The 21,940-nt window shown below is 35.6% G+C and carries 18 protein-coding genes, 2 tRNA genes and 3 rRNA genes; 19 read left to right on the top strand and 4 right to left on the bottom strand.

Annotated features, from left to right (window positions below; genetic code table 11):
• Nucleotides 1-17 precede the first annotated feature (17 nt).
• Nucleotides 18-1,301, bottom strand: coding sequence for a replication-associated recombination protein A (locus NMU03_RS15610; protein WP_290139710.1), 1,284 nt, complete (start codon nucleotides 1,299-1,301; stop codon nucleotides 18-20).
• A gap of 74 nt (nucleotides 1,302-1,375) precedes the next feature.
• Here NMU03_RS15610 and dtd point away from each other — a divergent pair, with 74 nt between their 5' ends.
• From dtd to rrf, 5 genes are all read left to right on the top strand, one after another.
• Nucleotides 1,376-1,828 carry a D-aminoacyl-tRNA deacylase gene (gene dtd / locus NMU03_RS15605; protein WP_290139708.1) on the top strand — a complete coding sequence of 151 codons (453 nt, stop codon included), beginning with the start codon at nucleotides 1,376-1,378 and terminating at the stop codon, nucleotides 1,826-1,828.
• A gap of 225 nt (nucleotides 1,829-2,053) precedes the next feature.
• Nucleotides 2,054-3,576 (top strand): 16S ribosomal RNA (locus NMU03_RS15600).
• 18 nt (nucleotides 3,577-3,594) lie between these two features.
• Nucleotides 3,595-3,756, top strand: coding sequence for a hypothetical protein (locus NMU03_RS15595; RefSeq protein WP_290137913.1), 162 nt, complete (start codon nucleotides 3,595-3,597; stop codon nucleotides 3,754-3,756).
• A gap of 30 nt (nucleotides 3,757-3,786) precedes the next feature.
• A 23S ribosomal RNA gene (locus tag NMU03_RS15590) occupies nucleotides 3,787-6,669 on the top strand.
• A 53-nt stretch (nucleotides 6,670-6,722) separates the two neighbouring features.
• A 5S ribosomal RNA gene (gene rrf / locus NMU03_RS15585) occupies nucleotides 6,723-6,831 on the top strand.
• Together the 16S, 23S and 5S rRNA genes form the textbook arrangement of a ribosomal RNA operon.
• Before the next feature lie 110 nt (nucleotides 6,832-6,941).
• Here rrf and nagB read toward each other — a convergent pair.
• Complete coding sequence (gene nagB / locus NMU03_RS15580) at nucleotides 6,942-7,673, bottom strand: glucosamine-6-phosphate deaminase (protein WP_290139707.1); 732 nt, start codon at nucleotides 7,671-7,673, stop codon at nucleotides 6,942-6,944.
• Between the two features lie 258 nt (nucleotides 7,674-7,931).
• Here nagB and ptsP point away from each other — a divergent pair, with 258 nt between their 5' ends.
• A complete protein-coding gene (gene ptsP, locus NMU03_RS15575; protein WP_290142368.1) occupies nucleotides 7,932-9,641 on the top strand; it encodes a phosphoenolpyruvate--protein phosphotransferase in 1,710 nt (569 codons plus the stop codon).
• Nucleotides 9,642-9,734: 93 nt separating this feature from the next.
• Here ptsP and NMU03_RS15570 read toward each other — a convergent pair whose 3' ends face one another.
• Complete coding sequence (locus tag NMU03_RS15570) at nucleotides 9,735-10,187, bottom strand: GAF domain-containing protein (RefSeq protein ID WP_290139705.1); 453 nt, start codon at nucleotides 10,185-10,187, stop codon at nucleotides 9,735-9,737.
• Nucleotides 10,188-10,273: 86 nt separating this feature from the next.
• Here NMU03_RS15570 and NMU03_RS15565 point away from each other — a divergent pair, with 86 nt between their 5' ends.
• The 5 genes from NMU03_RS15565 to NMU03_RS15545 all read left to right on the top strand — a co-directional run bounded on the left by NMU03_RS15565 (nucleotide 10,274) and on the right by NMU03_RS15545 (nucleotide 15,635).
• Nucleotides 10,274-10,438 (top strand): hypothetical protein, encoded by a 165-nt coding sequence (locus NMU03_RS15565; protein ID WP_290139704.1) that lies wholly within the window; start codon nucleotides 10,274-10,276, stop codon nucleotides 10,436-10,438.
• A 38-nt stretch (nucleotides 10,439-10,476) separates the two neighbouring features.
• Complete coding sequence (locus tag NMU03_RS15560; RefSeq protein WP_290139702.1) at nucleotides 10,477-11,469, top strand: HD domain-containing protein; 993 nt, start codon at nucleotides 10,477-10,479, stop codon at nucleotides 11,467-11,469.
• Between the two features lie 59 nt (nucleotides 11,470-11,528).
• On the top strand, nucleotides 11,529-12,461 hold the full coding sequence (gene metA / locus NMU03_RS15555) for a homoserine O-acetyltransferase MetA (RefSeq protein WP_290139700.1): 933 nt from the start codon (nucleotides 11,529-11,531) through the stop codon (nucleotides 12,459-12,461).
• Between the two features lie 133 nt (nucleotides 12,462-12,594).
• Nucleotides 12,595-14,385: a glucosaminidase domain-containing protein gene (locus NMU03_RS15550; protein ID WP_290139698.1), complete on the top strand. Its 1,791-nt coding sequence runs from the start codon at nucleotides 12,595-12,597 to the stop codon at nucleotides 14,383-14,385.
• Between the two features lie 11 nt (nucleotides 14,386-14,396).
• Nucleotides 14,397-15,635 carry a cadherin-like beta sandwich domain-containing protein gene (locus NMU03_RS15545; protein ID WP_290139697.1) on the top strand — a complete coding sequence of 413 codons (1,239 nt, stop codon included), beginning with the start codon at nucleotides 14,397-14,399 and terminating at the stop codon, nucleotides 15,633-15,635.
• A 146-nt stretch (nucleotides 15,636-15,781) separates the two neighbouring features.
• On the opposite strand, the gene NMU03_RS15540 is transcribed toward NMU03_RS15545, so the two are convergent.
• A complete protein-coding gene (locus tag NMU03_RS15540; RefSeq protein WP_290139695.1) occupies nucleotides 15,782-16,204 on the bottom strand; it encodes an NUDIX hydrolase in 423 nt (140 codons plus the stop codon).
• A 99-nt stretch (nucleotides 16,205-16,303) separates the two neighbouring features.
• Between NMU03_RS15540 and pepV the strand changes: the two genes are divergently transcribed.
• From pepV to NMU03_RS15510, 8 genes are all read left to right on the top strand, one after another.
• Nucleotides 16,304-17,674 (top strand): dipeptidase PepV, encoded by a 1,371-nt coding sequence (gene pepV / locus NMU03_RS15535; RefSeq protein ID WP_290139693.1) that lies wholly within the window; start codon nucleotides 16,304-16,306, stop codon nucleotides 17,672-17,674.
• Between the two features lie 62 nt (nucleotides 17,675-17,736).
• Nucleotides 17,737-17,821, top strand: a tRNA-OTHER gene (locus tag NMU03_RS15530).
• A gap of 113 nt (nucleotides 17,822-17,934) precedes the next feature.
• Nucleotides 17,935-19,128, top strand: a complete 1,194-nt coding sequence (locus NMU03_RS15525; RefSeq protein ID WP_353956710.1) for an immunoglobulin-like domain-containing protein — start codon at nucleotides 17,935-17,937, stop codon at nucleotides 19,126-19,128.
• A gap of 172 nt (nucleotides 19,129-19,300) precedes the next feature.
• Nucleotides 19,301-19,387 (top strand) — tRNA-Leu (locus tag NMU03_RS15520).
• A 47-nt stretch (nucleotides 19,388-19,434) separates the two neighbouring features.
• Nucleotides 19,435-19,872, top strand: a complete 438-nt coding sequence (locus NMU03_RS17850; protein ID WP_353956632.1) for a Tex-like N-terminal domain-containing protein — start codon at nucleotides 19,435-19,437, stop codon at nucleotides 19,870-19,872.
• A gap of 17 nt (nucleotides 19,873-19,889) precedes the next feature.
• A complete protein-coding gene (locus NMU03_RS17840; protein ID WP_435372957.1) occupies nucleotides 19,890-20,429 on the top strand; it encodes a Tex family protein in 540 nt (179 codons plus the stop codon).
• A gap of 5 nt (nucleotides 20,430-20,434) precedes the next feature.
• The gene (locus tag NMU03_RS17835; protein WP_353956709.1) at nucleotides 20,435-21,613 is read left to right on the top strand and encodes a helix-hairpin-helix domain-containing protein; all 1,179 of its coding nucleotides are present in this window, start codon (nucleotides 20,435-20,437) and stop codon (nucleotides 21,611-21,613) included.
• Entirely contained in the window at nucleotides 21,585-21,926 is a 342-nt protein-coding gene (locus tag NMU03_RS15510) for an arsenate reductase family protein (RefSeq protein WP_290139689.1), read from the top strand. Before NMU03_RS17835 ends, NMU03_RS15510 begins: the two co-directional genes overlap by 29 nt.
• Nucleotides 21,927-21,940: the final 14 nt, after the last annotated feature.

Below are 21,940 nucleotides of genomic sequence, written 5' to 3'. Positions count from 1 at the left end.
CAAAAAACATTTATTCTTTAGAAACGAGAATAAATGTTTTTACTTTTTTGATTTAACTTTTTCATTTGATTTGTACGTCCGTGTTTAAGAATGCGTCGGTAATTTTCGGCTAGAGCTTTTTCATAGGAACTTGTCATCCACGGAATATAAAATTGTTCGTTTTTAATGGCATCGGGAAGATACTGAATATATTCCCAAAGTTCAGGACGATTGTAATTGTATCTTTCATCTTCTTCTAATCCTACAGGAGTTAATCTTAAATAAGAAGGTGCAGGATAAGGATGTGTTTTCAACGATTCTAATGCTGCATCAATCGCCGTTTCTGATGATTTTGATTTAGGTGATAAGCATAAATCGATAATGGCACTAGCAATAGGAATACGTGCCTCTGGAAAACCAATTGTTTTTGCAGCTTGAAAAGCTATGACTGTTCGCATACAGGCATTGGGATTTGCTAGACCAATATCTTCATAGGCAGTTGTTATGACACGGCGTTCTAATGATTCAAGGTCATTAGCCTCAATCAATTTTCCTAAATAATACATAGCTCCATTGGGATCACTGCCACGAATGGATTTTTGTAATCCACTTAAAGTATCATAATATTGATCTTCGTCTTTATCAAATTGCACATTTGCTTTTGGTAAGGATTGCTTGATAGTATTGAGTGTAATCAGTGAATCTTGAGCCAAAATAGATGCGACTTCTAAACAATTGTAGGCATAGCGGATATCACCACTACTTAATTGAGCAATATATTGGAAGACACCTTCTTCAACTTGGTATTCATTATTTAACCCATTTGGAGAATTCAAGGCAAGATGGAGTCCTTTGATAATATCCTCTTGATTTAACGGTTTGACTTCAATGATTTGACAGCGTGAACGAATGGCTGGATTGATAGAATGATAAGGATTAGCTGTTGTGCATCCAGCGATAATAATTAAACCATTTTCTATATGTGGTAGTAAGTGATCTTGCTTATCTTTATTTAAACGATGTATTTCATCAATAATGACAAAAAGTTCCCCAGACATTTTAGCCTCTTCGATAATGATGTCCATTTCTTTTTTATTTCCAGTAGAGGCATTGAAGAGTCTATAAGGTATATGTAAATCATTGGCTAAAGCAGAAGCTAAAGTAGTTTTTCCACATCCAGGGGGACCATAAAGAATGGTCGACATGGGATGCTTCTTTTTAACGAATTGGGTGAATAAAGCATTTTCTCCAATAATATGTTTTTGCCCAAGAACTTCATTTAGACATGTTGGGCGCATACGGTGTGCTAATGTTGTTGCCATAAAATCTTTCCTTTTTTCATAAATTTGATATAATGATTATAACAAATTTATCAGAATATGGGTAGGTGAAAGTTATGAAAGTCGTTGTACAAAGAGTGAGTGAAAGTTCTGTAACGATAGATGGTTGTGTGCAAGGAAGTATTCAAAAAGGATTTATGGTCTTGGTGGGTTTTTGCCCAGATGATACAAAGGAAATCGTTGATAAGATGGTAGACAAGGTGATAGGACTTCGTGTATTTGAAGATGAAAATGGAAAAATGAATTTATCTTTACAAGATGTCAATGGAAGTATTTTATCTATTTCACAATTTACGCTTTACGCAGATTGTATAAAAGGTAGACGTCCAAGCTTTATAAGTGCAGCTAAACCTGATTTGGCGATTCCGCTTTATGATTATTTTAATGAAAAGATTAGAGAACATGGAGTTCATTTACAGACAGGAATTTTTGGTGCAGATATGAAAGTTGCACTTGTTAATGATGGTCCAGTCACAATCCTTTTAGATAGTCAAGAAATTTGTAAATAAATATCTTGACTGTTTTTATTGTGAAATGCAATAAGTTTATGCTTTGAAAAAAATTTTTTTAAAAAAATTAAAAAAAGACTTGCAAAGGGGAGATAGAGATGGTATTATAGATGGGCACTCGAGAGAGGGCGACAGGGACATTGAAAACTGAACAGTAAACACGTCAATAGAAGATAAAGAAAAGAAAGAAGAGTCAAGAAGACAGGAAGTTGTCTTTAGATAGAGACAATGGAGAGTTTGATCCTGGCTCAGGATGAACGCTGGCGGCGTGCCTAATACATGCAAGTCGGACGCAGTGCCAAGAGCACTGAGTGGCGAACGGGTGAGTAAGACATAAGCAACCTGCCCCTGTGAGGGGGATAACTGCTGGAAACGGCAGCTAAGACCGCATAGGCATCGAGGTCGCATGACCATGATGTTAAATGTCCCACGGGACAGCACGGGGATGGGCTTATGACGCATTAGCTAGTTGGCGGGGCAGCGGCCCACCAAGGCGACGATGCGTAGCCGGCCTGAGAGGGTGGACGGCCACACTGGGACTGAGACACGGCCCAGACTCCTACGGGAGGCAGCAGTAGGGAATTTTCGGCAATGGGCGAAAGCCTGACCGAGCAACGTCGCGTGAAGGAAGAAGTCATTCGTGATGTAAACTTCTGTTATGAAGGAAGAACGCTGGATGGAGGGAATGCCATGCAGGTGACGGTACTTCATGAGGAAGCCACGGCTAACTACGTGCCAGCAGCCGCGGTAATACGTAGGTGGCGAGCGTTATCCGGAATCATTGGGCGTAAAGAGGGAGCAGGCGGCAGTGCAGGTCTGCGGTGAAAGACCGGAGCTAAACTTCGGTAAGCCGTGGAAACCGCACAGCTAGAGAGCATCAGAGGATCGCGGAATTCCATGTGTAGCGGTGAAATGCGTAGATATATGGAGGAACACCAGTGGCGAAGGCGGCGGTCTGGGGTGCAGCTGACGCTCAGTCCCGAAAGCGTGGGGAGCAAATAGGATTAGATACCCTAGTAGTCCACGCCGTAAACGATGAGTGCTAAGTGTTGGGGGTCAGACCTCAGTGCTGGAGTTAACGCAATAAGCACTCGCCTGAGTAGTACGTTCGCAAGAATGAAACTCAAAGGAATTGACGGGGGCCGCACAAGCGGTGGAGCATGTGGTTTAATTCGAAGCAACGCGAAGAACCTTACCAGGTCTTGACATGCCGTCAAAGGCTCCAGAGATGGAGAGATAGTCATGGCGGACACAGGTGGTGCATGGTTGTCGTCAGCTCGTGTCGTGAGATGTTGGGTTAAGTCCCGCAACGAGCGCAACCCCTGTTGCCAGTTGCCAGCATTAGGTTGGGGACTCTGGCGAGACTGCCTCTGCAAGGAGGAGGAAGGCGGGGATGACGTCAAATCATCATGCCCCTTATGACCTGGGCTACACACGTGCTACAATGGACGGATCAGAGGGCAGCGAAGCCGCGAGGCGGAGCGAAACCCAGAAACCCGTTCACAGTTCGGACTGCAGTCTGCAACTCGACTGCACGAAGCTGGAATCGCTAGTAATCGCGAATCAGCATGTCGCGGTGAATACGTTCTCGGGCCTTGTACACACCGCCTGTCACACCATGAGAGTTGGTAACACCCGAAGCCGGTGGCCCAACCGCAAGGAGGGAGCTGTCTAAGGTGGGACTGATGATTGGGGTGAAGTCGTAACAAGGTATCCCTACGGGAACGTGGGGATGGATCACCTCCTTTCTAGGGAGAAGAGAGAAGATGTGGATACTGTTTGGTTTTGAGTGTATCTGTAAAGATGCATTCAAGGCAGGAACATTGAAAACTGAACAGCAAACTTTCTACAAAGAAAGCGAAGAAACGAAAGATGAAAGAGATCAGGAAAGAAAAGAAGAAGGTCGAAATCATCTAGTTGCAAACTAAGAAAGCACGAAAGAGAACTTGAACACTTTAGGTTAAGCGAAGAAGAGCGTATGGCGGATGCCTGGCCACCAGGAGGCGAAGAAGGACGCAGCAAACGGCGAAACGCGACGGCGAGCAGTAAGCATGCTAAGACCCGTTGATATCCGAATGGGGGAACCCGTCATCCAAGGGGATGACATCGACAGAAGTCGAGGCGATACGCAGGGAACTGAAACATCTCAGTACCTGCAGGAAAGGAAAGTAAGAACGATTCCGTGAGTAGTGGCGAGCGAAAGCGAGGAGCCCAAACCATCAGATGATGGGGTTATAGGGGTGCCGATAAAGCCAATGTGACATGACAGGAGAAGCGCAGGGGAAGGCGCAGCGAAGAGGGTGAAACTCCCGTATCCGAAGTCGTGGAGCGAGGCGAGGCAGGCCCTGAGTACGTCGGGACACGAGGAATCCTGACGGAAGGATCGAGGACCATCTCGAAAGGCTAAATACTCCCTGGTGAGCGATAGTGGACCAGTACCGTGAGGGAAAGGTGAAAAGAACCCCGGGAGGGAGTGAAAGAGAACCTGAAACCATATGCTTACAAGAAGTCAGAGCCCGTTAAGGGGTGATGGCGTGCCTTTTGTAGAATGAGCCGGCGAGTTATGATATGGAGCGAGGTTAAGCAGGAGATGCGGAGCCGAAGCGAAAGCGAGTCTGAAGAGGGCGACAGTTGCATGTCATAGACCCGAAACCGGGTGATCTAGCCATGATCAGGTTGAAGTCGGGGTAAGACCCGATGGAGGACCGAACCGACCCCCGTTGAAACGTTGGCGGATGAATTGTGGCTAGGGGTGAAATTCCAAACGAACCCGGAGATAGCTGGTTCTCCCCGAAATAGCTTTAGGGCTAGCGTCGCGAGGAAGTCGCATGAAGGTAGAGCACTGAATATGTGATGGCCTCATCTCGAGGTACTGAGCATAATCAAACTCCGAATGTCATGAGGACATGCGCGGCAGTCAGACCATGGGTGATAAGGTCCATGGTCAAGAGGGAAACAGCCCAGACCATCAGCTAAGGTCCCCAAATGCATGCTAAGTGGAAAAGGATGTGGAGATGTACAGACAACCAGGAGGTTGGCTCAGAAGCAGCCATCCTTGAAAGAGTGCGTAACAGCTCACTGGTCGAATGACTCTGCGCCGAAAATTTACCGGGGCTAAGCATGATACCGAAGCTATGGATTTACGGAAGTAAGTGGTAGGGGAGCGTTCCAGACAGCGATGAAGCGGCATCGGAAGGAGCCGTGGAGCGTGTGGAAGAGAGAATGCCGGTGTGAGTAGCGGCACGTGGGTGAGAATCCCACGCACCGGAGACCCAAGGTTTCCAGAGGAAGGTTCGTCCGCTCTGGGTAAGTCGGGACCTAAGGCGAGGCCGAAAGGCGTAGTCGATGGACAACGGGTGGAGAGTCCCGTACCGGAGTGCAGGCGAGGGAGTGACGGAGACGGCTAGGCTGACCAGCTGCTGGAAAAGCTGGGGCAAGCGAGGTAGGGGCCATCCAGGCAAATCCGGATGGCATAACCCGAAGGCGTGATGCGGATGGAACATTGCGATAAGTACAGAAGATGCCAAAGCCGGCTTCCAAGAAAAGCTTCTAGCATAACTGCACTCTGCCCGTACCGAAAATGGACACACATGGGTAAGGAGAGAATCCTAAGGTGAGCGAGAGAACTATAGCCAAGGAACTCTGCAAAATGACTCCGTAACCTAGGGAGAAGGAGTGCTCAGTGAAAGCTGAGCCGCAGTAAAACGGCCCAAGCGACTGTTTACCAAAAACACAGCTCTCTGCGAAGACGCAAGTCGAAGTATAGGGGGTGACGCCTGCCCGGTGCTGGAAGGTTAAGGGGAGTGGTCAGCGCAAGCGAAGCCATGAACCGAAGCCCCAGTAAACGGCGGCCGTAACTATAACGGTCCTAAGGTAGCGAAATTCCTTGTCAGGTAAGTTCTGACCCGCACGAAAGGCGTAACGATTTGGGCGCTGTCTCGGCTGTAGACTCGGTGAAGTCTTAGTACCTGTGAAGATGCAGGTTACCCGCGACTAGACGGAAAGACCCCATGGAGCTTTACTGTAGCCTGATATTGGACTCTGATGCATGATGTACAGGATAGGTAGGAGGCAGTGAGACGGATACGCCAGTATTCGAGGAGCCGACGTTGGGATACTACCCTTGATGCATTGGAGTTCTAACCGGGCCTCATGGAGCTGAGGACGGGACAGTGTCAGGTGGGCAGTTTGACTGGGGCGGCCGCCTCCCAAAGAGTAACGGAGGCGCCCAAAGATACCCTCAGCATGGATGGAAACCATGCGCAGAGTGCAAAGGCAAAAGGGTGTTTGACTGCGAGACAGACGAGTCGAGCAGGGACGAAAGTCGGGCTTAGTGATCCGGCGGCACCGAATGGAAGGGCCGTCGCTCAACGGATAAAAGCTACCCTGGGGATAACAGGCTGATCTCCCCCAAGAGTTCACATCGACGGGGAGGTTTGGCACCTCGATGTCGGCTCATCGCATCCTGGAGCTGAAGTCGGTTCCAAGGGTTGGGCTGTTCGCCCATTAAAGCGGTACGCGAGCTGGGTTCAGAACGTCGTGAGACAGTTCGGTCCCTATCTGTCGTGGGCGCAGGAAGTTTGAGGAGAGCTGCCCTCAGTACGAGAGGACCGGGGTGGACGGACCGATGGTGCACCAGTTGTCACGCCAGTGGCACAGCTGGGTAGCCAAGTCCGGAAGGGATAAACGCTGAAGGCATCTAAGCGTGAAGCCCCTCCAAGATGAGACTTCCCATTCGTAAGAAGGAAGGTCCCTCCAAGACGAGGAGGTAGATAGGTCATGGGTGCAAGCATGGCGACATGCTGAGCTGAATGATACTAATAGACCGAGAGCTTAGCCAGGGAAGTGTGAAAGGAAAAGCTGTTCAGTTTTGAGCGTTCGTGCTCTAAGGGGATCTGGTGGCGAAGGCATGATGGACACACCTGTAACCATGCCGAACACAGAAGTTAAGCATCATAGCGGCGAAGATAGTGGGCAACTGCGACAATAGCACGCTGCCAGTCCATTCGGGAAGGTTCAGTTCTTCTGTTTCCTTCCCTTTTTTTATTCTCTTTTTCTCCCTATAAAAGAAAACCACCAGAAAACTGGTGGCATTTTTATTCAAATAAATATTTTATTTTTTTAACAAAGTAGCAGCGGCTTCATCAACAATAAGGATACAATCTGGATGATCCTGTAATGCACTAGCAGGAACTTCAGTTGTTTTAGGTCCTTCAACAGTAGCTTGAATAGCTTTTGCTTTTCCTTCACCTGAAGCAATAAGAAGCACTTTTTTTGCATTCATGATATTGGCAATCCCCATGCTAACTGCTTGAGTAGGTACATCTTCAATTTTCCCGTTGAAGAATAAACGTGCATTATCTTCAATAGTAGATTGCTTTAAATCAACTTTATGAGTTACAGAATCAAAAGCAGTTCCTGGCTCGTTAAATCCAATATGCCCGTTTGAACCAATACCTAATAATTGAATATCAATAGGGTTTTCTTCTAATAATTGGTTATATGCTTTACATTCTTCATCAATATCACCATTTCCCTTTGGTACATGAACATTATTCATATCTATGTCTAATTCGTTAAATAAATTCTGACACATAAAATAATGATAACTTTGTGGATGAGATTGATCCAAACCAAAATATTCATCAAGATTAAATGATTTGATTTGTTTGTATGAAGTTCCATTTGTTTTATGGTCTTCTCTCATTAATTCATAAAGCCTAATAGGTGTAGATCCCGTAGCTAAACCTAAATTTGCAGATGGATTGTTTTTGATAACATCCAACATAATTTCACAAGCTTTATGACTTGCTTCTTCATAATCTTTTACAATAATGACTTTCATCTTTGTCCCTCCTATAATATACTTTTATTATATAACATGCATTGTCAAATGAAAAGTTATATTTTCATATTTTGAAAATTTGACTTGTTTTTGAAAAGTAAATTCTTTTTTTAGACTAAATTCTGCTTTTTTATGAAAGTATAATTTCCTTTTACAATTAACCCAACATTTAAAATTTATTAAATAAAGAACTTTAATCTTTATTTTATATGGAAAATAAGGTAAAATAAACCTATATGGAGGTAGGTCAAAATGACAATGATTAAAGGTATTGCGGCATCTAATGGTATTGCAATTGCGAAAGCATACAAATTAGTTATGCCTGATTTAACAGTAACAAAAGAAACTGTTGATGATGTTGAAAAAGAAATTAAATCTTATGAAGATGCAATGGATTGCACAAGTAAGCAATTAGAAGCTATCAAAGAAGCTGCTTCAAAAAATTTATCTGCTGAAGAAGCTGCTGTATTTGATGCACATGCATTAGTTTTATCTGATCCTGAATTAAAAACTCAAGTTGAAGACAAAATTAAAAATGAAAAATGTAATGCAGCTGCTGCTTTAGAAGAAGTAGCTAATACTTTCGTTGCAATGTTTGAATCAATGGGTGATGAATATTTTAGAGAAAGAGCTGCTGACATTAAAGATGTTTCTCGTCGTCTTTTAGCAAATCTTTTAGGTAAATCATTACCTAACCCTGCTTTAATTGATGAAGAAGTTGTAATTATTGCTGATGATTTAACACCTTCTGATACAGCTCAATTAAACAAAAATCTTGTAAGAGGATTTGCAACAAATATTGGTGGTAGAACTTCACATTCAGCTATTATGGCTAGAAGTTTAGAAATTCCTGCTGTTGTTGCTTGTAAAACAATTACTGATGAAGTGAAAGATGGTGACATAATTGCCCTTGATGGTATTGAAGGTGTTGTCATGATTAACCCTGATGAAGAAACTATTAAAGAATATACTCAAAAACGCGATGAATATATTGCTTATAGAGAAGAATTAAAGAAATTAGTTAACGAAAAAACTGTATCAACAGATGGACATCATGTTGAATTAGTAGCAAATATCGGTTCACCAAAAGACCTTGAAGGTGTTAAAGAAAATGGTGGAGAAGGTGTTGGATTATTTAGAACTGAATTCTTATATATGGAATCTGCTGAATTACCAAGTGAAGATAAACAATTTGAAGTTTATAAAGAAATCTTAGAAGGAATGGCTGGTAAACCAGTTGTTGTAAGAACATTAGATATTGGTGGAGATAAAGAAATCGAAGCTATTGATTTACCTAAAGAAATGAATCCATTCTTAGGTGTTCGTGCAATTCGTTTATGTTTCCAAAGAGAAGATATTTTTAGAACTCAATTAAGAGCATTATTAAGAGCATCTGTTTACGGTGATTTAAGAATTATGTTCCCAATGATTGCTGCTTTAGGTGAATTTAGAAAAGCTAAATGTATCTTAATGGAAGAAAAAGAAAAATTAATTGCTGAAGGTGTAGAAGTATCTGATACATTACAAGTTGGTATTATGATTGAAATTCCTGCAGCTGCTGTTTTAGCTGATCAGTTTGCTAAAGAAGTAGACTTCTTCTCAATTGGAACAAATGATTTAATTCAATATACATTTGCAGCTGACAGAATGTCTTCTGGTGTATCTTACTTATATCAACCATTTAACCCATCAATTTTACGTTTAGTAAAACATGTTATTGATTCTGCTCATAAAGAAGGAAAATGGGCTGGAATGTGTGGAGAAATGGCAGGAGAACCAATGGCTGCTCCATTATTATTAGGATTAGGTTTAGATGAATTCTCAATGTCTGCAACTTCAATTTTAGCTCAAAGAAAATTAATTAGAGAATTATCTCAAAAAGAAATGGCTGATTTAGCTAATCAAGCAATCAACTGTACAACAATGGAAGAAGTTGTTGAATTGGTTGAAAAAGTGATTAAAAAATAACAAATTCATAACAAAGAAAAGACAATGTTACATATTCAATAAATTGAAATGATACATTGTCTTTTTATATTTTAGGTATATTTTCTTTAGGCATTACCTTTTGGAAGATATCTTCGCAACAATCTGTGCCATTTTTTCTAAAAACTTTTGATCATCAACAGTAAAGCGATTGAAATAGGGAGAATCAACATCTAAAACACCAATGAGCTGATGATTGACGATGATAGGAATAACGATTTCACTTTTACTACGTGCATCACAGGCAATATGTCCACTAAACTGATGAACATCACCAACACATATCGTTTGATGCAATAAAGCAGCTTTTCCACAGACACCTTGACCTACAGGAATTCTTAAACAAGCAACTTTACCTTGAAAAGGGCCTAAGACAAGCTCTTTATCTTCTAATAAATAAAACCCTACCCAGTTGATATCAGAAAGAATATCATTTAGAAATGCTGATATATTTGCTAAATTAGCAACAACATTTTCCTCATCTTTGACAAGCTCATAAGCTTGTTGTAAAAATAATTGTGTATCCATTGCTTTCACCTCTTTTTTATTATAACATAAGTATATCATAGATAAGAGGTAACAAAAATGGAAAAAAGAAATTTGAAGGTTATGGAATGTTTGAAGAACATCCAGATTATCAAAAAGCTATTCAACGAAATGAAGATATATATCAAAGAAGATATGATTTAAGAAGTGATTTTGCTAGGGATTATACACGTATTATTTTTTCTCAGGCATATCGACGTTTAAAACATAAAACACAAGTTTTTTTGCAGTAGAAGATGATCATGTTTGTACACGTAGTGAACATGTCAATTTGGTTGAATCTATTTCTTATACAATTGCTCATCAACTTGGATTAAATACTGAATTAACAAAAGCTATTGCAGTAGGACACGATTTAGGCCATGCTCCTTTTGGTCATGGTGGTGAAAAAATTTTAACAGAAATAGCTAAAACTCATCATTTACATAAATTCTGGCATGAAAAAAATAGTTTGCATTTTGTTGATCACATTGAATTATTAGAAGATAACAATCATAATCAACATAATCTCAATTTAACATATGCTGTACGTGATGGTATTATTTCTCATTGTGGTGAAATGAACCAAAAATATATTCAAAAAAGAGATAATTATATTAATCTCAATGATTATCAATATGCTGGAGAATATAACCCTTGGACATATGAAGGGTGTGTTGTAAAAATGGCAGATAAAATTGCTTATTTAGCTAGAGATATTGAAGATGCTTTGAGACTAAATGTATTATCTCAATCACAAATTGATGAATTAAGAAATGAATTGAATCAAATGGGTTCTTATCAGTTTCATGCGATTAATAATGGATCTGTTGTCAATTATTTTATTCATGATGTCGTTGAAAATTCATCAGTAGAAAAAGGGATTGGCTTATCACAAGAAGCATTTGATAAAATGAAAGTGATTATGAAATTTAATTATCAAAACATTTATTTAATTAAAAGAGTACAGATTCATGAAAAATATGTTTCCTTGATTTTACATTCTATATTTGAATTTTTATATGACTATAAAGAGCATGATGATTTTATCCAAGCTTTAAAACAAGATTTAAAACAATATCCAAAACTAATCGGACATTATTTAACTTGGTTAGAAAAATATGCTGATATTCCTCAATATCCTAGACAAAATATATATAAAAATCAAATCATTTATGATTTTCATCATGATCAACAAGCCTTAGAAAAAAGTATTATAGATTATTTAGCAGGTATGAGTGATGCATTTATTATTCAAGTTTTTAATGAACTGATTTCTTTTTAAAAGCATATTCAAGTCTTTGACAAAATATGATACAATGTTCAATGAAATGAGGGATAATTATGCCAATAAAGATACCTGATAATTTACCGGCTGCAAAAATACTAAAAGATGAAAATATATTTATTATGGATGAAACACGTGCGACAACACAAAGAATACGTCCGTTAAAACTTCTGATTTTAAATATTATGCCAACAAAAATTGTTACTGAAACACAATTATTAAGACTATTATCCAATACTCCTCTACAAATCGAAGTCGATTGGATACATATGGCGAGTCATGAATCAAAAAATGTATCAAAAGAACATTTACTTGCTTTTTATAAAACATTTGATGATATTAAAGACAATAAATACGATGGATTGATTATTACAGGGGCTCCAGTAGAAAAGTTGGATTTTCAAGATGTTGATTATTGGAATGAATTGACAACTTTATTAGAATGGTCAAAAACCCATGTCTTTAGTTCTTTCTTTATATGTTGGGCAGCACAAGCAGCATTACATTATTTTTATGGGGTTTCTAAATATTTATTACCACATAAATTAACGGGTGTATATTTACACCATACCAATGTAGAAAAGATGCAAAGAAAAATATTAAGAGGATTTGACTATCAATTCTATGCTCCTCATTCACGATATACAAGTGTTTCTAGAGAAGACATAGAAAAGATTGATGATTTAGATATTTTAGCTGAGTCACAGGATGCCGGAGTTTATATTGTTGCATCTAAGGATGGATCAAGATTTTTTGTGACAGGACACCCTGAATATGATCCTGATACTTTGGATAAAGAATATAAAAGAGATTTAGCTAATCCGGATATTGTTAGTGAAATGCCTAAGAATTATTATTTAAATGATGATATTCATAATGAAATACAAGTGAAGTGGCGTTCACACGCTTATTTAATCTTTGCAAACTGGTTGAATTACTATGTTTATCAACAAACACCATATAATTTGGATGATTTAACAGAAAGATGACATTTTATAACATATTATGGGAATTTTGTTATAAAATTCATTTTTTTGTATGAAAATAGAAGAAAATGAATTGAATTTTGGATGTACTTCATATATAATTTTGATGAAATGCAATGAAAGAAGGGGTGTTGAAATGAGGAAAAAATTTTTTCAATTAAGCATGTTAGTTATCTCTTTAACATTAGTTATGGGGTTATTTATAAATATATCTAATCAAAATCAGGTAGAGGCTGAGGATGAGGGTGAAAATACATACGCTACTGAACAGTTATCTGAGAATGCAATTTTTACAAAAATTGATGAAAATGGAAATACTGTCATCGTTGATGATGAAGAATTAGAAGAATCAGGAATTATCGTTGAAGAACCTTTAAAATATAAATTTAGATCAGCTGTTTCAAGAGATGATATATTAAAAGAAAGAGGAGTAGTTAATTTTAGAACAAAATCTTCTGGTTCTAATACACTTTATGTTGAAGATAGTACAGGTCGTGAGGGTTATACAAATGGAACATATGCTGCGGATGCGGCTTATTTAGGACATAATAGTGATAGAACAAAAGTTAAATTTATGCTTGCAGGAGTGATTGGATGGGTAAATGCAAGTGAAGTTCAAGTTTTAGATTTCAGTGATTCCGCTGTTCAAACATTGAGTAAATACTATGTTAAAAATGGAAGATTGTATCATGGTATTGTGACAAATTTGTCAAGTAAAAATTATTCATCTAATTTAGATGTAGGACCAAAACCATCTTATTTAAAAGAGGGTAAACAATATTACAGCTATGATGGACATTATTTTTATGATTATGATAATACAAATGGATACATTGTTATGTTAAACGATTATAGAAATGATACAAGAAAAAATTCTGTAAATCCTAATAATCCATATTATAATTATTATCAATATTTACCACAGAGAAGTCAATCGGTATATACTGCTAATCAACTTAATGAATTTATTAACAAAAATACTAGTTCTAATTCAAAATTACGTAATCTTGGTCAAAGTTTAATAGAAAATCAAAATAAATATGGTGTAAATGCTATGATGACTTTAGGAATAGCTATTAATGAAAGTGCATGGGGAACGAGTAGTATTGCCCAAAATAAAAATAATTTATTTGGACATGAGGCTTATGATAGTGATCCTAATGGAAGTGCTAACAAATATTCTACACCATCATTTAGTATCTATTATCATACTAGTTCTTTTATGTCTAAACAGTATTCTAATCCAACTAATTGGAAATATCATGGAAATTACTTAGGTGATAAAGCAAGTGGTGTTAATTTGAAATATGCTTCTGATCCATATTGGGGAGAAAAAGCTGCTCATTATGCATGGAAATTAGATGAATATTTTGGATATAAGGATTCTTTTAAATATACAATTGGGATCAAAGATGTTTATAATTATCAGTTTACACAAGCTAATATAAAAAGTAGTTCTAGTAATAGTAGTACGACTTTATACAAAGCTGAGAAAGATGGCGTATTATCAAATTATGCGTTTATTAATTTAAACAATTCTTCATCAAATGGTTTTTATAAAATTCAAAGTGATGCAGTTATAAATGCTAATAGAACAGGAATTGTAACACAATCTGAATATTCATTTTCTAAGAATTATGCTTATATAAGTAATAAAAATGTTGTTATTATTTCTAAGGGAAGTAATTCTTCATCTATTGATGTTACAACTGATAATACGACTCCTACATATAAAAAAGGTGATGTGAATGGAGATGGTAAGGTATCTACATTAGATTATATTGCAATAGAAAATCATATTATGGAACGTTCTAAATTATCAGGTGATAAGTTAAAAAGAGCAGATGTGAATGAAGATGGCAAGGTATCTACATTAGATTATATAGCAATTGAAAATCACATTATGGGAAGAAAATTATTGTTTTAAAGGAGAATAGGATGTTAAAAAAATTAATTTATAAATTTAGTTTAGTTATAACTATATTCACTTTGTTAATTGGTATAAATTTAAAAAATGCTGATGCATTAGGAATTTCTGGTGCAAGTTCAGTTTCGCCAAATTCAAGTTTTAATGTGACCGTAACAGGTTTAGCTAATATTAGAGGAAAATTTTATGTGAGTGTAGAAAATGGTAGTTGTTCACCTAGTAGTTTCTTTGCTAATGGATCTTCTAGTCAAACAATATCAATTAAAGCTGGAAGTTCAGGTAATGTAAAAATAACGGTTTCACCTGATACTTCTACTGATACAGCAACAATTGATGGAACTTTAGTTACAAGTAGTGTAAGTAAAACTGTAACTATTAAATCTTCAAGCAATTCTTCATCAAGTAATAACAGTTCCTCAAATAGTAATTCGTCATCAAGTAATAATTCTAGTAGTAATTCAAACCAAACGAATACTACTACTGAAGATACAAGATCGAAAGATAATACTTTATCAAGTTTATCAGTTTCTGAAGGAACATTATCTCCAAAATTTAGTTCAAGTAAAACTAAATATGACATTGATTTATCAGGAACAGTAACTGAGGTAAAGATTAGTGCAAAAGCAAATGATAGTAAAGCAAAAGTGTCTGGTACTGGAACGAAAAGTGTAAAAGTAGGCGATACTACATATAAAGTGGTTTGTACTGCTGAAAATGGAAGCACGAAAACTTATACTTTAACTTTTCATGTCGATGAAACACCACTTATATATACAGAATATAATGATGTGAGTTTAGGTGTTGTTAGGATTTTAGATGATGTTAAAGCGCCTAAAAATTTTGAAAAAGGAACAACAAAATTAGATGGTCAAGAAGTGGATGCTTTTATTAATAAAGATTTAAATTTATCATTAGTGTATTTAACTGATGATAAAGGAAATGAAGATTTTTATATAGTATCTGATGAAAAAGTTATTAGCAAATATCAAACTTTGACTGTTAATGGGAAAACATATGTTATTGTTAATGCTCCTGATTCATTAAAAGGTGTTGAAGATTTAAAATCAAGCACAATTAAGATTGGCGATATTGAGTTAAGTGGATGGCAATTTGAAAATGAAGCATTATCTCATTATTCACTTGTTTATTTAATGAATGATGTAGGTGAATCAGGTTTATACACTTATGAAGATACTGAAGGTACATTACAAAAATATACACCAGTTGAAGAAAAAGAGATAATACATTAACTTATGTATTTATAGGTACAACTGCTGTATTTGTTGTATCAACAGCAGTTATGGGATATTTATACTTAAGTTTTAAGAAAAAGTCAATTTCAGCAATTAAAGATTATTATGAAAGAAAAAATCAAGGGTAACCTTGATTTTTTTGCTTAGTCCTCAATATTCATTGATTCATATTCTTTAAGAGTTGTAATAATATCATCATAAATTTTTTGATCAACATAATTCAATAAATTATCGCTTGATACAAATTGATAATCAGTGTGTTCTTCAGATAATTTCACATGATCATTTGTTGGAATTGTTAAGAATCCAATACCAACAGTTTGATAGTCAGGTCGAATAGCCGTAAAAGTATAGATAGGTTTAATAATTTTAATGTCTAAATTAGTTTCTTCTTTGAGTTCTCTAATAAGCGCTTCATGTGGTGTTTCCCCATATTCCAATCCACCGCCAGGAAGTTCCCAATAACCTAGACCATCGCTTGAAGGGCGTACTCTTTTAAGAATAAGTATTTTTTGACGATAAATAACAATTGCTTTAACAGTAATATGAAATCTGATATTTTCCATATATTTATTTCCTCCATTTTATATATCATATCATTTTTTTATAAAAAGTATCGTAATATTGAAAATGTTTGTTATAATATTTTTACGAGGTGATTAACTATGATTGATTTTTTAGAAGAGGTTTATAAAAGAAAAAATGAAATGATTGAGGATATTCAAACATTATGCCAAATACCTTCAGTTTTAGATGAAACAACGACTAATGAAGGACAACCTTTTGGTATAAAATGTCGTGAAGCTCTAGAAGCAATGTTAGAGATTGGCAAAAGAGATGGTTTTGTTTGTGAAAATGTAGATGGATATGCTGGACATATTGATATAGGTGATCATGAAGAAACTTTTGGTATCTTGGGACATTTAGATGTTGTACCTTGCAATGCAAGTGGATGGAATACTGAACCTTATGGAGCAACTTTAGAAAACGGAAAACTATATGGGCGTGGTGTAGCTGATGATAAGGGACCTTTGATTGCTGGATATTATGCTGCTAAAATTATTCATGAATTAAATTTACCAGTTCGAATGAAAACAAGAATTATTTTTGGATGCAATGAGGAAAATGGCTCAAAATGTATGCAGTATTATTTCACAAAAAAACCATATCCAGCAATGGGATTTACTCCTGATGCAGAATTTCCAGTTGTTTATGGAGAAAAAGCCGGTGTGAATTTTAAAATTACGGGAACAGTAGATAATGATAATTTGATAGGTTTATACTCTGGGACAAGAGCTAATATTGTTCCTGAGGTTTGTGAAGCTTATTTAACTGGTTCATATAAACAATATAGAGAATCGTTTTTAGCTTATTTATCGAAACATCATTTAGAAGGACATGTGGAAGAAGAAGGCAATCATACAAAACTTGTTTTAATTGGAAAATCAGCACATGCATCTACACCGGAATTAGGTATCAATGGTGCAGTTTATATGTGTCATTATTTAAGAACTGTTTCCCAAAATCAATTGGTTGAATTTATTGATAAGTATTTTTATAATGATTGCTATGGAGAAAAACTTGGGATTGCTTATACAGGATTAATGGGTCAACTCACTGTTAATCTGGGTGTCTTAAATTATAAAAATGGAAATGTCAGTATGATTGTTGATATGCGTGTTCCTCATGAAGTGACTGATGAGCAATTAACTAAGAAAATGCATCAAAGCCTTGATTTCTATCAATTAAAAGAAACACATGAATTAGGTAAGGCATTATACGTTGATCCACAAAGTGAATTAATTCAAAAATTACACAATGCCTATGTAGAATTTACTAGTGATAATGTTCATCAGCCACAAGCTATTGGGGGAGGAACTTATGCTAAAACAATGCCAAATTGTGTTGCCTTTGGTGTGGAATTTCCTGGTGGTGATAATAAAATACATCAAAACAATGAAGAAATATCTATTGATGATTTAATGAAAGCAACAGCAATCTATGCAAAAGCACTTTACGATCTAATTAAGGAATAGAGTGAATTCTCTATTCCTTATTGCATACAAATGTGATTTTTGTTATAATATATTAGCTAGTTGCAGGCGTGGTGGAATGGTAGACACGCTATCTTGAGGGGTAGTGGAAGTGTTTCCGTGTGAGTTCAAATCTCATCGCCTGCACCAAATGAAATCAACCCTGTATTTTAACAGGGCATTTTTTATTAGTGATATAAATGATTTTTGTTTTATGGTAATAATTAGGGTTTGAAGGGGAGACATATGAAGAAAAAAGAAAAATCAATAAGAAACATTGTATTATAACATTAGCTATATTAATTGCTCTATTCATCTGTGTTTATAAAGGTATATCCTTTATTTTTCAAGAAAAATTAGAAATATTAGGAGATCAAAAAATGACCCTCATGTTGCATTCGCCTTATATTGAATATGGGACGAATATCAAAGATGTAAAAATAGAAGGTGAGGTTAATACAAATAAGGCTGGTCAATATCAAATACATTATACATATCAACATCAAAATGTAGTACGTGAAGTGGAAGTTTTGGATAATCAACAAATAGTGATGAATTTAAATGGTGATCAAAATACATATGTTAAACAAGGACAACCTTATATTGAATCAGGATGTCATGTCATTGATCAAGATGATGGAGACTTGACAAAAGAGGTGCAAATAAAAGGAGAAGTAGACACATCGAAAATTGGTGATTATGAAATTATATATACTGTTGAAAATAAGAATCATATCATATGTGCCAAAAAACGAATAGTTCATGTTGTAGGTGAGAAGGATTTTATACCTAATACAAAAGGAATACCTGTTTTGATGTATCATTATGTTTATACAAAAAATGATCTTCCTAAGCAATTAAATACAAATTATATTGAAGATACCAAATTAGAAGAGCAATTAAAATATTTAAAACAAGAAAATTATTACTTCCCATCTTATCAAGAACTTTCTGCTTATATTCATGGAAAAATAGATCTTCCTCAAAAAAGTGTTATCTTGACTTTTGATGATGGACAAAAAGGTTTCTTAGAGTATGGAATTCCTTTATTAGAAAAATATCAAATTCCAGCAACATCCTTTCTTATTTCTTCAAAAGATGGAGATAAAACAATATTAAGATATGCGAGTGAATATATTAGTTTTCAATCACATTCCTATGATATGCATAAAGGAGGTGGAACAATCGGACATGGAGGTATTATCAGTGCATTAAATACTGAACAAATTACAGAGGATTTATTGAAAGCTCAAAAAATTGTTCAAAATAGTGAGGCTTTTGCATATCCTTATGGAGATGTCACATCACAGGCACAAGTTGCTATCAAAAAAGCTAATATCTTATGTGCCTTTACAACTCAATATGGTAAAGTGAAAAAGGGTGATGATCCGACCAAATTAAAAAGAGTACGTGTTCTAGGAGATGGTTCATTACAATCCTACATGAATATACTATAACTTTGATGTATAGGTCATAGATGATATAACTATTTATGACCTTTAGTTTTAAATGATTTGCTATTTGATAAGAATTATGCTAGAATATTTTGTGCAAAGATTTATGCATGGTTATTTGAAAAAACGAAGTGTTTGGTTTACATTTTATTACCAACACTATTTTTATTTTGATGCATCTGTGGTGGAATTGGTAGACACGCTATCTTCAGGCGGTAGTGGAAGTATTTCCGTGTGAGTTCGAGTCTCATCAGATGCACCAATTTTATGCATTGTTTATCAATGTGTTTTTTATTATTGGAGGATTTTATGAATCAGGAAATTATACAAAAAATGACAGAAGAATTGTCTATTTCAAATCAACAAATTCAAAATGTATTAACTTTATTAGAAGAAGGGGCAACAGTTCCTTTTATTGCTCGTTATCGTAAAGAAAAAACAAGTGGATTAAATGAAGATCAGATTAGAGAAATTTCAAAAGTTTATGAATATCAATTAAATCTTCAACAACGTAAAGAAGATGTTATTCGTTTAATTGATGAAAAGGGATTATTAACAGAAGAATTAAAACAAAACATTTTAAAAGCTTCTCAATTAAGTGAAGTAGAAGATTATTATAGACCATTTAAAGAGAAGAAGAAAACCAAAGCTTCAATGGCAAAGGCAAAAGGATTAGAACCTTTGGCACAAGCTATTTTAAAATTACCTAAAACTTTTGATTTAAAAAAGAGGCTCAAAAATATTTAAATGAGCAAGTTTTAACCATTGAAGAAGCTATCAGTGGTGCAAGAGATATTATTGCTGAACAAGTCAGTGATGAACCACGTTATCGTAAATATACAAAAGATATGATTTATAAAACAGGAATGGTATCATCACATGTCAAGAAAAATAATCCAGATGAAGAAGATGGTATTTACGAAATGTATTATGATTATCAAGAAAAAGTACAGTATATTGCTTCACATCGTATTTTAGCAATCAATCGTGCTGAAAAAGAAAAAGTTTTAACTGTTTCCATTGACATTGATACAGATCGTTTTATTCAATATATCTATAATGGTGTGATGCATAGACGTGAATCATCATTAGGACCTTTTATTGAAGAAACAGTTAAAGATGCATTTAAACGTTTGATTTTCCCTTCAGTAGAAAGAGAAGTCCGTCATGAATTAACTGAAAAAGCGCAAGAACAGGCATTAAAAGTCTTTTCTATCAATTTAGAAAGTCTTTTATTACAAGCACCTATGAAAGATAAATTTGTCTTAGGTGTTGATCCGCTTTTAGAACAGGATGTAAATTAGCCGCTATTGATCCAACAGGAAAGGTATTAGATATTGATAAAGTCTTTATCACAATTCCTAAAAAAGATTATACAAAAGATGAAAAAGTCTTATTATCAATGATTCAAAAATATCAAATTGAAATTATTGCGATTGGCAATGGAACAGCTAGTCGTGAAACCGAAAACTTTATTGCTGAAATGATTAAGAAATATCAATTAGATGTACAATATGTTATTGTATCTGAAGCTGGTGCTAGTGTTTATTCAGCAAGTTCAATTGCTAAAGAAGAATTTCCTGATTATCAGGTAGAAGAAAGATCTGCTGTATCTATTGCCAGACGTTTACAAGATCCATTAGCTGAACTTGTTAAAATTGAACCAAAGGCGATATCTGTAGGACAATATCAACATGATATGAATCAAAAGAAACTCACTGAACAATTAGACTTTGTTGTAGAAAAAGTTGTCAATCAAGTAGGGGTGAATATCAATACGGCTTCACCATCCTTATTACAATATGTTTCAGGTCTTTCTATGGCGACAGCCAAAAACATTGTACAATATCGTGAGGAACATGGAAAATTCACTTCTCGTGAACAAATTAAAAATGTCAAAAAATTAGGTGATAAGACTTATGAATTGGCAGTAGGATTCTTAAGAATCTTATCAGGAAATGAAAAATTAGATGAAACAAGTATTCACCCTGATAATTATCAGGATGCTATGAATCTTTTAGAATATTTACATTTACATAAAGAAGATATAGGTTCAAAACAGGCTCGAGATGTCATTGAAGAAACACCATCAAGCCAGATTCAAGATGATTTACATTTAGATTCATATCTTGTTGATGATTTAATACAAGCTTTTGTTTCTCCGCATCGTTCACCACGTGATGAATATAACGTTCCTGTTTTAAGAAAAGATGTCTTAAAAATTGAAGATTTGAAAAAGGGAATGAAATTACAAGGTGTTGTTAGAAATGTTGTTGACTTTGGTGCATTTGTTGACATTGGATTAAAAAATGATGGGCTTGTGCATATTTCTAAAATGTCTACTCATAAAGTTAAACACGCTTTGGATGTATGTAATGTTGGAGATATTTTAGATGTTTATGTTTATGATATTGATTTAAAGAAAAAAGAGTTGCTTTATCTTTGCTGGAGGTGGCTTAATGGAATTTATTTATTATCCACGTTGTAGTACGTGTTTAAAAGCATTAAAAAAATTAAAAGAACAGGGTATAGAAGTTCAATTAAGAGATATTGTCAAAGATACACCAACGCAAGCAGAATTACTTCATTGGATTCAAAAGAATGGAAAAGGCATTAAACCTTTTTTCAATACATCAGGAAAACTTTATCGTGAAATGAATTTAAAAGATAAAATTCAAGACATGAATGAAAATGAAGCGGCTTTATTGTTGTCACAAAATGGAATGCTGATTAAACGTCCATTACTTATTGATGAAGAACATATTTTTATTGGTTATCAAAAGGAAATCTATGAAAAATAGATTCCTTTTTTTAT

The organism is Allocoprobacillus halotolerans, assembly GCF_024399475.1.
Taxonomy (GTDB): Bacteria; Bacillota_I; Bacilli_A; order Erysipelotrichales; family Coprobacillaceae; genus Allocoprobacillus; species Allocoprobacillus halotolerans.
Note: the sequence above shows the minus strand (reverse complement) of the source record. Positions and strands in the feature narration are given on the sequence as shown.